The sequence below is a fragment of the Rhodococcus sp. 05-2254-5 genome, from assembly GCF_002258575.1.
GTDB classification, from domain to species: Bacteria; Actinomycetota; Actinomycetes; order Mycobacteriales; family Mycobacteriaceae; genus Rhodococcoides; species Rhodococcoides fascians.
Genome location: NZ_NOZG01000030.1, coordinates 1 through 12,296, shown reverse-complemented (window position 1 = coordinate 12,296; position 12,296 = coordinate 1). Strand labels below are relative to the sequence as shown.

At 65.5% G+C, this 12,296-nt stretch carries 8 protein-coding genes; 6 read left to right on the top strand and 2 right to left on the bottom strand.

Features of this window, described 5'->3' with window-relative positions; translation table 11 throughout:
* Nucleotides 1–603, bottom strand: a complete 603-nt coding sequence (locus tag CH278_RS23200) for a dihydrofolate reductase family protein (RefSeq protein WP_027497971.1) — start codon at nucleotides 601–603, stop codon at nucleotides 1–3.
* Between the two features lie 216 nt (nucleotides 604–819).
* Here CH278_RS23200 and CH278_RS23195 point away from each other — a divergent pair, with 216 nt between their 5' ends.
* The 5 genes from CH278_RS23195 to CH278_RS23175 all read left to right on the top strand — a co-directional run bounded on the left by CH278_RS23195 (nucleotide 820) and on the right by CH278_RS23175 (nucleotide 9,461).
* Nucleotides 820–5,754: an AAA domain-containing protein gene (locus tag CH278_RS23195; protein ID WP_094622967.1), complete on the top strand. Its 4,935-nt coding sequence runs from the start codon at nucleotides 820–822 to the stop codon at nucleotides 5,752–5,754.
* A 101-nt stretch (nucleotides 5,755–5,855) separates the two neighbouring features.
* Nucleotides 5,856–7,073, top strand: a complete 1,218-nt coding sequence (locus CH278_RS23190; protein ID WP_094622966.1) for a metallophosphoesterase — start codon at nucleotides 5,856–5,858, stop codon at nucleotides 7,071–7,073.
* Nucleotides 7,074–7,101: 28 nt separating this feature from the next.
* The gene (locus CH278_RS23185; RefSeq protein WP_027497968.1) at nucleotides 7,102–7,941 is read left to right on the top strand and encodes an HAD family hydrolase; all 840 of its coding nucleotides are present in this window, start codon (nucleotides 7,102–7,104) and stop codon (nucleotides 7,939–7,941) included.
* 170 nt (nucleotides 7,942–8,111) lie between these two features.
* Nucleotides 8,112–8,660, top strand: coding sequence for an LpqN/LpqT family lipoprotein (locus CH278_RS23180; protein ID WP_094622965.1), 549 nt, complete (start codon nucleotides 8,112–8,114; stop codon nucleotides 8,658–8,660).
* A 102-nt stretch (nucleotides 8,661–8,762) separates the two neighbouring features.
* Nucleotides 8,763–9,461 (top strand): SDR family oxidoreductase, encoded by a 699-nt coding sequence (locus CH278_RS23175; protein WP_094622964.1) that lies wholly within the window; start codon nucleotides 8,763–8,765, stop codon nucleotides 9,459–9,461.
* A 55-nt stretch (nucleotides 9,462–9,516) separates the two neighbouring features.
* Here the strand turns inward: CH278_RS23175 and CH278_RS23170 are convergent, their stop codons facing one another.
* A complete protein-coding gene (locus tag CH278_RS23170; protein ID WP_032364898.1) occupies nucleotides 9,517–10,404 on the bottom strand; it encodes a LysR family transcriptional regulator in 888 nt (295 codons plus the stop codon).
* A 107-nt stretch (nucleotides 10,405–10,511) separates the two neighbouring features.
* Here CH278_RS23170 and CH278_RS23165 point away from each other — a divergent pair, with 107 nt between their 5' ends.
* A complete protein-coding gene (locus CH278_RS23165) occupies nucleotides 10,512–11,921 on the top strand; it encodes a plasmid pRiA4b ORF-3 family protein (protein ID WP_032364876.1) in 1,410 nt (469 codons plus the stop codon).
* The last annotated feature ends 375 nt before the right edge of the window (nucleotides 11,922–12,296 follow it).

Below are 12,296 nucleotides of genomic sequence, written 5' to 3'. Positions count from 1 at the left end.
TCATCGCTCACCGCCGTCGGGGCGAACCAGCCGGGTGAACCGCACGCCGCTGTCGAACTGGCGTGAGTGCAGATGCTCGAACCGTCGTGCGATCGGCGGCTCGGGTCCGGTATCGGGCGCGAACAGCCCGATGCCTCGGCCGAGCACGACGGGATAGACCTTGAGAAACAGCTCGTCCATCTCGTCGACGAGCTGCCCCGCGAGGCGGCCGCCGCCGCAGAGCCACACGTCGGCGTCGCTGTCCTCGGCTTTGAGTTCTCGAACCAGGTCGATCGGGTTCCGGACGACGATCGGCTCGGTCGGGTCCGTCGCGGCAGGCAACGTATGGGAGAGCACGTACTGCCGCAGATGGGGGTACGGGCTGGTGATGCCGATGTCGAGTGCGGGTTGCAGGGTCGCCCGGCCCATCACCACGGTGTCGAACCGCGCCGGCGGGGCATCGATGTCGAGCGCGGCGCGGACGTGCACCGGCAGCGTCTCGGGCAGCTCGGTCACGATGGCCTCGAGGTGATCACCCTCGGTCGCGAAGCAGTCGTAGGTGCCGTCGGGCGCGGCGATGAATCCGTCGAGTGTGACGGCGATGTAGTAGACCAGATTGCGCATGCGACGCTCCTGCGATCGGCGGCCGGCGCGTGTCCGGACGGGCCGCGTTTTCTGTTGTTGTTCCAAGCAACCAAGTCGGTCTTTGTGACCGAACACTAGAACGCATTCTGTGTGCTCGGACCCCGGTGAACAACTGCTTTTCAACGGCTACTGTGACGCGGGTGCGTAAGCACTGTCCCCTGGCGGGACGGCCATTCGAGCATTTGTGGGGAAACTGTGACGGCTGCAGCGGCTACCGGTCGTGAATACGACGACGAGCTCAAGAGCAGGGTTGCGCGCCTGTTGCGCTTCCTGCGCGAGATAGTCGAGGCGCGGTCGAATCCGGTCCTGAGGTTCGACGATCATGTCCAGGTCGAGTGGCTGTACTCCAGTGAGATTCCGGTTCGTCTCGACTCGAAGGCCGGCCAGGGCGGGGTCGTACTTCGGGCGCCGCGCATCGCCGTCGACGACCCACCCGAGCCACCGGCGCTTCTGACGGGTTGGCTCGATCCCCAGGTCGTCGGAGACAGTCGCTACCGCGAGATCGAGCTCGCCGACGCGTCGACGGCGGCATCACGTCGTCGCGGCGAGGCGCAGGAGTCCGACGCCGATTTCGATATTCGCAAGGCCTACGAGATCAAGAAGGCTTTCGAGCAGTACTCGGAGTCCTGGAAGCAGTGGGCTCAGGAAGATCGAGACCGGCGGCCCAAGGCAGCGCTGTACCAGGCATTGCAACTGATGATGCAAGAGCTCGCCTCGCGCCCCGAGTCGATCGAACTGGTGGTGGCGTCGGGTCTGCTGACGTCGAGCAACCCCGACCCCCAGCGCAGCGTGCGTACTCACCTCCTCACCCAGTCGGCCGGAATCGAACGTGATGTGCGGACCGGCGACCTGTTGGTTCGACTGGTCGCCGGTAGTGCCCCGCGTCTCGAGGACGGCCAGCTGCTCACCGGATCGAAGGACTTCGATACCTCCGGCTCGGTGGCTCTCGCCGAGAAGCTGCACGGCAACGTCGACTCGCCCCTCGGTGAGGGCGTCGAAGAATTCTTGCGTGAATGGGCGACGCGAGTTCCCCGTCACGAGATCGAGGTGCTCGATCGCCTCGGGCCCCCGGGAGCTCTCGCGTACATCGACGACGATCGAACGCTGACGGTCTCACCCGCACTCGTGCTCCGAACCCGCGACTCGTTCGCGCTGGTCGAGTACTACGAGCAGATGATCGCCGATCTCGACGCCGCCGACTCACCGGTTCCGCTGGGCCTCGCGCAACTGGTCGACGCGATCGAGCCGGCCGATCGGATGGCATGGCTCGAACGGACCGGAGCCGGCGCGTCGGCGGCGCTGGCCGAAGATCCTCTGTTTCCGCTGCCGGCCAACGCCGAGCAGTCGCAGATCATCGAACGACTCGGACGCGACAGCGGTGTGGTCGTCGAAGGGCCGCCCGGGACGGGGAAGACCCACACCATCGCGAACCTGATGTCCGGGCTGCTGGCGCGAGGTCAGCGGGTTCTGGTCACTAGTGAAAAGTCACAAGCTTTGCGAGTCCTGCGCGACAAGCTGCCGCCCGAGTTGCAGGAGCTCTGCGTCTCGATCACCGACCTCTCCCGTGGTGGTTCGGACGAGTTGAATCGCAGCGTCGCCAAGATCGCCGAGCGTAAGACCTCGTTCGACGAAGCCAGTGAGCAGCAGAAGATCGACGCGCTCACCACCCGCCGCGCGGCCGCGCTCGCTCGTCGGACGGAACTGCTGAACCGTGTCAGCGCCCTTCGCGAATCCGAAACCGTTGTGCACGAATATGTTTCGGATGGGTACGACGGCACGGTGGCGTCGATCGTACGTAAGGTCAAAGCAGCCGAAGGCGCCCACGAGTGGCTGCCCGGGCCGTTGCTCGCCGACCGGCCACCGTTCGACGGTGCCCAGGTCGACCAACTCCGAGCGCTGATTGCGACCTCCGACGGAGCCCGCGAGCAACGATCGCGCCAGGTGCTGCCGCGCCCCGAAACGATGCTGCCGAATTCGGCCGAACTCGCAGCGCTGTGCCGACGTGTGCATACGCCGATAGACGCCGTCCCGCCGCTGGCTGCCGACCTCATCACGTTGCTGGGCGGCGTCGAACCTGCCGTCTCGTCCGACATCCGTTCTCTCTGCGAGGAATTGGCGGCTCGCGTGCGAGTGGTCGCGGAGCTCGATGCCACGTATGCGCGGGTGACCGACTCGGTGCTGTCCGGCGAAGCGTCTCACCTGTGGTCGCGGGTCAGCGGAATCGACGACCTCGTTGCCACTGCCGCAGCGTCCGACCGGTACATCGGCGCGCACGACGTGCAGTGCTCGTCCACGTCTGCTGCGACTCTGCAGGCTATGGATGCGCTCGCAGCTGCGCTGGAATCGGGAATCGAATGGAAGCCGCGATTTCGGCGTAACGAGGAGCAGAAGACCGTCGAAGCTCTCGGCATCGTCGCCACCGTCGACGGGCAACCGGCGACGAGTGCGATGGCCGCTCGGCTTGTCGCGGAACACATTCGGGCTCTCGACACCGTGCAGACGGCGGCGGTGTTGCTGGCCGACCTGGCGATCGTCGTCCCCCTCGACGGCCCTCGATCGATTCGCGTAAACACCGTTGCGCAGATCGCCGATCGGCTCCGTTCCGTAGCGGCAGTGGTTGCCGCTCGTGACGCGCTGGTACACCGGCTCTACACGGTGTCGCCTGCTGCGCCGTGGATCCGAAGCCTCGCCGAAGCTCAGGAGATAGCCGGAGCCGCTGCGGCTATCTCCGCCCGCGTCGACATCGACATCGCCCGCGCCGAGCTGGACGCTCTGCAGTTCGCGGTGGCCACTCGTGTCGACGCGGGACCGTCGCCCGAAGGTCTGAATCTGGTGACGGCCCTCGGCGCTGCCGATCCTGCGGAATTGGCAGGCGCGGTCTCCGCCTACGCTCAGGCCTGCGCGGAGCAGGAGAATCAGCTGCTGCTCGAGTCGATGTCGGCCACACTGTCGGCAGTCGCGCCGGCCCTGTTCGAGTTGGTCAAGGACACCGCGGCAGACCCGGAATGGGACGAGCTCAGTTGGCAGCTGTCCAAGGCGTGGGCGTGGCGTCGCGCGCGCGAATGGGTCGGTGAGCAGCACCACGGGGGTCTCGAGCAGCAGCTGGAAGCGGAGTTGGCCGCCGCGGATGTCGACATCGCTTATCTCACGACGCGTCTCGCTGCCGCGAGTGCCTGGCTCAACAGCCTGCAGCGGATGACGGCCGTCGAGGTTCGCGCACTGCAGACTTACCGCGAGCACATTTCCAGTATCGGTTCGGGTGCCGGCAAGTACGCCGAAACCTACCGCAGCGCAGCACGATCGGCGATGCGAGAGGCACAGAGCGCGGTGCCCGCCTGGGTCATGCCGCTCTCCCAGGTGCTCGCGTCGATTCCGCCGGTGCCGGGTAGCTTCGACGTCGTCATCGTCGACGAGGCCAGCCAGGCCGACATCACGAGCCTGTTCCTGCTGTACCTCGCGCCTCGGGTGATCGTGGTGGGAGACGACCGGCAGTGCGCGCCCGCCGATGTCCCTCAGGCCGGCACGCTCGAGGACGTGTTCGACCGCCTCGATGTATATCTCCCGGACCTACCGGAGCACGTGCGGGCGACGCTGACACCGCGGTCGAGTCTGTTCTCGATGCTGCGCACCCGGTTCGGTCAGGTGGTACGACTACGAGAGCACTTCCGTTCGATGCCGGAGATCATCAATTGGTCGAGTCAGCAGTTCTACGGAGACTCGCCACTGGTGCCGGTGCGGCAGTTCGGTGCCGATCGCCTGCCGCCGCTTCGGCACACGTACGTTCGCGGGGCGACGGTCACCGGAAAGAACGCCTCGCTCGTCAACCGGACCGAGGCCATTGCCATCGCCGAGCAGATATCCGAGTGCCTCGCCGATACGGCGTACGACGACTCGACCTTCGGAGTCGTTGTGCTTCAGGGGCAGTCGCAGGTCGACGAGATTCGCAACGAGCTGATCAAACGTATCGGCATCGAACAGTGGGAACAACGCCGCTTGCGAGTGGGCACCCCACCGGACTTCCAGGGCGACGAGCGCAACGTCGTGTTCCTGTCGATGGTGGTAGCACCGGATCAGAACTTCGCCACCCTGACCTCGAACCAGTACAAGCGTCGGTTCAACGTGGCCGCGTCGCGGGCGCAGGATCAGTTGTGGCTGTTCCATTCGGTCACCGTCGATCGCCTCAAACGAGCAGACCTGCGTAACTCTCTGCTCGGCTACGTCACGTCGGTCTCACCCGCTCCCGCCGATCCGATGCCCCAGAACGTCTCGCGCGAGATCAGGAAAGCCCCGTTCGAGACGCTGCTGGAACAGCAGCTGTTCAACGACCTCGTCGAGCGTGGCTTCCACGTCAATCCCGGTGTCGAAGTGAACAATCGGCGTATCGCGCTCGTCGTCACGGGGGAGTCCTCTCGCCTCGCCGTCGAATGCGACGTCGATTCGTTCTCGACCACCCCCGCGCAACGATCGGCGGATCTGCAACGCGAGCAGGAACTCAAGCGATGCGGGTGGACGTTCTGGCGCGTGCGGGAATCGGAGTACCACCTCGATCGTGACGGTGCTCTCGACAGTCTGTGGTTCACCCTCGCGCGATTGGGAATCAAGCCCGGTGCCGTTGGTGCGGAAGGCGGAACGGCGTTCGAGGAGACCTGGACACCGGTACCGCTCGAGTCCTCGCAGTTCGACGATTCCGGGGCTTTCGAGGCTGCGACACGAACGAACGCACCCGTTCGGCATGATTCGGTGCTGTCTCTGTGGACGATGCCCCGCCTCGACATACCTAGCGACAACACCGCCGACACCGACACCACGAACGGAACCGGCACATCCAGACGGTCGGGGTCGACCAACGGAACCGGTGCTGCGAACGGTTCGAGCACGATCGACGCGACCGGAGGTCCGCGCGCGTCCACACCCCCGACAGCACCGAAAGAGCGTGCCGCAGATGCGGACTCGGACGGACCGGGTGCATCCGATTCGGTCGACAGCTCCGAAGAAGTGCGGGGCGCGGTCGACGGTGTCGAATCGAGTGGTGGCGTCGAGGAGTCCGAGAGCTCGGTCGACGAGGTGGTCGCCGAGCACCAACTGCCTCTCAACGGACTGCGGGGATACACCACGCGCAGCAGCCCGTAGGTGTAGCCCGCAGCAGTCGCGGCGCGTCAGCGTGTAGCTCGTTACCGTCGTAGTCTGGTTCGCGGTATTCGCGCACGTTCGAGCAAAGAGGGTCTCCGCCGATGGCAGATCGACAGACGCAGGGGCGGCACGACGACAGGGCTGCGCCGGCCCGGCCCGCACGGACACTTCGTCGGCGAACCATGCTGCCGGCCACGATTGTTGCCGTATGTGCGGTGCTGTTCGGGCTGCCCATGTGGACCGTGCTGTTCGCGGGGGCGCAGTGGCCGCCGGTGGTTCGGCTGCTCGGCGCGGCACTGGTGATCGCTGCCGCGCTCGCCTTGCCCACCGCGATGTATCTCGGTCACCGGCCCGGCATCGAGGGGGACAGGAAGGACGCCTGGGCGCGTCTCGGCGACGTCCTGCTGGGTCTCGCCTGGATCGCGTTCGTATGGTCGGCGCTCTCACTGTTGCTCAGGCTCGGGCTGTGGGCGGCCGGTGTCGACGATCCATTGCGGTCGCGAATCACGGCGGCGGCGACGGCGACAGTGATCGTCGGCCTTGCCCTCTGGGGCCATTACGAGGCCATGCGGACCCCGCGCGTTCGGCACACGAGCGTCAGCATTGCCCGGCTCGGTGCCCGATTCGACGGCCTGCGAGTCGTCCTGGTCACCGACACCCACTTCGGTCCGGTGAACCGAACCGTGTGGTCGAGGCGACTGACCGACGCCGTCAACGCGCTCGAACCGGACGTGCTCGCGCACGTCGGCGACATTGCCGACGGTTCCGTGTCCACGCGCAGGCAACAGGCTGCGCCGCTGGAATCGATGCGCGCGTCCGCCGCCCGCGTCTACGTCACCGGTAATCACGAGTATTTCGGTGAGGCGCAGGAGTGGCTGGACCACATGCAGAGCATCGGGTGGAACGCGCTGCACAATCGTCATGTCGTGCTGCATCGAGGTGACGATGCCTTGGTCATCGCCGGTGTTGACGACGCCACGGCAGCAGGGTCGGGTGCCCCCGGCCACGGTGCCGATCTGGCTGGGGCACTGGCCGGGGCCGATCCGTCGATCCCGGTGTTGCTGCTGGCCCACCAGCCGAAACAGATCGGCGACGCCGTCCGAGCGGGCGTCGATCTGCAGGTGTCCGGCCACACCCACGGCGGTCAGATCTGGCCGTTCGCGGCATTGGTTCGACTGGACCAGCCGGTGGTGCACGGATTGAGCAGGCATGGAGCGCGTACGCAGCTCTACACCAGTCGGGGGTCGGGATTCTGGGGGCCGCCGTTCCGGGTGTTCGCACCGAGTGAGATCTCGGTCCTGACGTTGGTGGCAGGCTGACGCGTCGGCACCTGGCAGTATCGGACGGGTGAGGCACACGGGAGAGATCCAGGTAGTCGCAACCGATCTCGACGGCACGCTACTTCGTTCGGATCGAACGGTGTCGGCGCGGACGGCAGATGCGATGGCCGCGGCCGAAGCCGCAGGCATCCGGGTGGTGTGGGCGACGGCGCGGGCGCGGCACTCCATCGCCGAGCTTGCGGCGTCGTGTGGGTTCACCGGTACGGCAGTGGGAGCGAACGGTGCGGTGGTGCTGGACCTTGCCGATGGCAGCCCGGTCATCGTCGCGACCAGGTCGGTGCCGACGGAGACGGTCGCGGCTGTCACCTCCGCCGTTCGATCTCTGGTTCCCGGCGTGGCGTTCGCAACTGTGGGTGCCACTCGTTTCGTCGCCGAGTCGCGATACGCGGAGCTGTGTGTCTTCGCCGACCATCACCGCCACCCGCACGAGATGGAGCTGTCGGAGGACGGTCTGTCGGCCGACATCGAGCCGACAGTCAAAATTGTTGCACGACACAGTGATACGCCGAGCGAGGAGTTGTACGCGTTGGTGGCCGAGGCAGGTCTCGTCGGTGTGGAGCTGACGCACTCCGGGGCACCGTACATCGAGATGTCCGCCGCCGGGGTATCCAAGGCCACTGCTCTGGCGGAGTTGTGCGAACAGTGGGGCGTAGCTCAGGACGACGTGGCAGCGGTGGGAGATGCGCGCAACGACCTTCCCATGCTGGCGTGGGCCGGTACCGCGCTGTGTCCATCGAATGCTGCGGAGCCGGTGCGCGCTGTGGCCGATCGTGTACTGCATTCGCACGACGACGATGCGGTTGCTCGCTATCTCGAAGAACTCACCGAGCGTCGAGTGCAGCGGTAGTCGCTCGCGATACTGTTCTCGGTCGACCGGCCCTCGACCCACCTGGGTCCGACATCACGGATCGCGTTGTCTCCGAACAACAGTGCCCTGCTGTGTGGAGTCGTCGAGGTAGGTTCGGCGGACGCCGGTAGCCTCGGTCGTGCCGAATCGACCACCACGAAGGGCCTGCAGTGAACGACTCTCCCACGACCCGACCGTCCGAACCCACCACGATCGCCGAGTATCTCGACGCTCATGCACTGCAGGTGTTGCCGCTGGACGGCGCTGCGGCGGCCGATCTCGGCATAACGGTGCCGGTTCCCGCGGGGTGGCAGACGCTCGATCCGGCACAGTTTCCCGGTGCGACCCAAGTGACGGTCGAGCCGAACCTGGTGGAGAACGGTTTCGCGCCGAATGCTGTCTTGCTGGTCGGGAAGCTCTCTCGCTCCATCGACCCGGAAGCGTTGATGGCGTTGGGTTTCGGTGACGGGCGCGCGATACCGGGGTGGGTCGAGCAAGAGACGAGCACGGAACCGTGGGCCGGCTGGCCGTCACGGTTCATTCGTGGCACCTACGTCGCTCAACAGCTGGAAGCTGCGGTGACGACGCGTTACGCAGTAGTGGGCGAGGACAGTCGGTACCTGGTCCAGCTGACCGTGACGACGCTCGAGTCGCAGCTGGATGCGCTGGCGTTCGACGTCTCTGCGATCAACGACGGACTGACGCTTCCCGCGGCATAACTCATTCGGGTTTTCTATGGCAGGGCCTCGTTATCGCGATTGTAGAACCGGCAGGCTTTCGTTTGACTGGTGACGAACCATTCGAGCGAAAGGTGAAACACCATGCGAGTACTTGTGATCGGCGGAGCGTCGGGAATCGGTAGGGCGGTTGCTACCGAGATCATCGACAGCGGAGGAAGCGTCGTGCTCGCCGGGCGTCGGCCGGATGTCGTGGAACGGGTTGTGTCTGCGCTGGGTGATCGAGCCAGCGCCCTGACTGTGGATCTGAGCGACGAGGAATCCATCGCCGCAGCTGCTGCAACTGTCGGAGCGATCGATCACGTCGTGAGTCTGGCCGCCGATCATGCCAACGGACCCATAGGTGAGCTCGACGTCGCCGATATCCGAAAAGCGTTCGACGCAGAAGTGATCGGGCCGATCCTGTTGGCCAAGCATTTCGGTGGGCACATCTCCGAAGGTGGCTCGCTGCTGTTCTTTTCGGGGGTTGCCGCATGGAAGCCGGCGCCAGGGCTGTCGATCATGTCCACGACGAACGGTGCCGTGTCGTTTCTCGTCGAGGCTTTGGCGGTAGAACTGGCACCGATTCGAGTGAACGCCGTGTCGCCGGGAATCGTGGACTCCGGAGCATGGGACGCCATGGGCGACGGCAAGCAATCGTTCTTCGAGGAGACGGCGCGAGCGAATCCTGCCGGACGCGTCGGTCGACCGGCCGATGTGGTCGCCACCGTGCTGTACGCCCTCACCGCCACCTTCGTCACCGGCACAACACTGCATGTCGACGGCGGTGGGCGTCTGAGCTGAACGAGCCGAACACTGGAGCCGGGTTGCTCGTCGAACCCATGTCGTCACTCAGGCGTCATAGTCCGCGTGTTTTCGGCATGCCGTGGCGAGCGAGGTCGGTGAGAAACCGTTGCACCAGGGCGTCGGTAGGGGAGCCGATCATGGCCACCACCGTCCGGCGAAGTGGCGGGCGCAGCGGTTTGACGACTCCGTCGAACCTCGGCGGCAGCGCTGTACTCGGGACGAGTGCGATGCCCAGCCCCGCCCGAGCGAGTTGTGCTGCTGTGCTGGCACTTCGAGTGCGGGTGGCAACGGTCAGAACCACCTCGCTCGATGCGGCCTCGGCGTCGATCCAGGCGGCGAGCCCGTTGGTCGGGTGGTAGTGCACCACGGGCCGATCGAGCAGATCGGCCCACGACAGGTCGGGCCGGTCGGTTAGGTCGAGGCCCTCGGGGACCACCGCGACCACGTCCTCGGTACCGATCTTGACCACCTCCCCGACGAAGCGCGTCGACTCGGGGCCCACTGCCACGTCGCAATCGCCTCGCGCAACGGCGTCGGCCATCACGTCGGCGCTGCTGTATTCGGTCAATTCGATGTCGACGTCGCGGTATTTACGTGCCCAGGTGCGAAGTGTGGGAGCCAGTACGGGAACGGTCATCGTTTCGACGCAGCCCAACCGGAGGCGACCTTCCGAGCCTTCCGCGCAGGCTCTGCCGGTGCGGATGACCCGTTCGGCGGACGCCAGCGCCGCCCTGGCGTCATCGAGGACGGCAAGGCCCGTGGGGGTGGGGCGGACGCCACGGGGGAGTCGCTGCAGTAGTGGGGTACCGATCTCGTTCTCCAAGGCGGCCAACTGATGTGACAGTGCCGGCTGAGACAGGTGTAGTCGGGTCGACGCCGCGGTGACCGAGCCGCAGTCGACGACGGCAACGAAGCATTCCAAGGCGCGCAGAGTCGGCACCGCACGAGGGTAGGCGATACTGCTCTGCACTACCGCCCGGACAGGATCGAGCGGCGGTGTTTCGTGACACCTGGGTCTGCTGCACCGATCCGGCTAGGGTCGTAGGAATGTCGATCAGAACCGGCCGCGTTCGGCACCTGTCGGTGGTGCCGGATATCCCCGAAGCCGACGAGCCGGCCGAACCCAGCGCAACGGAGGGTGCCGCGCGTGGCCTGGCGAATCTGGTGCTGAGGGTGAGTATCGATCACACGCGGCCGTCGATCTGGCGACGAGTGCGCGTGCGATCGGATCTGTTGTTGTCGGAGTTGCATTCGGTACTGCAGATCGCCGTGGGCTGGGAAGACCGACACCTGCACGCATTCAGTGTCAGAACCGCGGGGGCGACCCGACGGTTCGAAATGCAGGAGACCCTCGACGACGAACCGGACGACGACGCCTCCAGTGAGGAGCGGGTACGCGTCGACGAGGTGTTGACGAACCCGGGATCCGTCATGACGTACGAATACGATTTCGGTGACGGGTGGACCCACACAGTCGAGCTGGAACACGAGGACTCCGATATCGACGACCTTCGTTCGATCTGTCTCGACGGTGCCCGCGCGTGTCCTCCCGAGTCCTCGGGCGGTCCGTCGCGCTATACCCAGGCGCTGGACATCGCGGCAGACTCGTCCGACCCCGAACACTCCGAACTTCTCTCCCAGTGGGGTCCGACGTTCGACCCGGCCCGTTTCGAGGTCGATGCAGTCAACCGCGTGCTGCAATCGGCAGATGTCGGTAGGTCGACGCTCGCCGAAGCTGTGGCGGCCGCACCGGCCATCGGGCGACTGTTCGACCGAGTACGACCCACCCACGTGCCGTCACTGATGGCGTTGCTGCCCCGGTGCGAGCTCACCGTCGAGAGCTCGGTGGACCTGCCGGTTGCCGAGATCGCGATGGCCAAGCTCACCTGGTTCCTCCGAAAGGTCGGCGACGGCGGCGCTGTCCTCACCGATGCCGGCTACCTCAAGCCCGCTTTCGTGGCAGCGATCCGCGACGAGCTCGATTGGGGTCTGGGGTGGGTTGGGTCGAGCAGCCGCGAGATCGACCACCATCAGGTCACCGACTTGCGCGAGGCGGTCCGACACCTCGGGTTGACCCGCATCGCGAAGGGGCGGCTGCTGCGCACGAAGCTCGGCGAATCACTGGCAGACGACCCGATCGGCATGTGGCGCCATGCGGCCTCGCGGCTTCCGCTGGGGAGGGAGACGTACGAGACCGATGCCGCGACGCTGTTCCTGATCTCCCTGGCCGCATCGGCCTCAGCAGCCCACCGTAACGAGATGCTGATCGAGACGGTCTCGGAATTAGGCTGGGCCAGTGAGGATTCCGGTGTTTTTGACGCCAAGTTCGCTGCTCAGACGACCATGAGCTTTCTCGACCTCATCGGTGCCCATGGCCCGAGCTTCTACTTTCGGGAAGCCGTATCGGACTCACCGAGTTGGTCCCGTCGATTTGCGCGCGACGCTTTGTCCAGTTGACCGCCGATTCCGAGGCGTTCGGTGCCGTCTCGGCCGGCTCGACGCGTCTCCAGCGCCCTGACCTGCCGATTTGCGTTGGTGTGGTTGGTGGCGTAACTTTTGTCGAGTCAGAGCGACGGACACCGACCCGGTCTTCACGGACTGGGTGAACGAGGTTGGACGTGTGGCTTGGCAGGTTTTATCCCCCAAGAGTCGGGCCTTGTGTCCGAGACCAAGCTGGGATAGGCTGGAACAGTTGCCCTTGAGGCTTACGGATTGTGTGTTCGTGGGGTTCGAGTGTGTGCGTGTTCTTTGAGAACTCAACAGTGTGTCGATGAATGTCAGTGCCGAATTTTATTTGGTGAATGCATTCGATGTATCAGCTGCCCGCTTGTG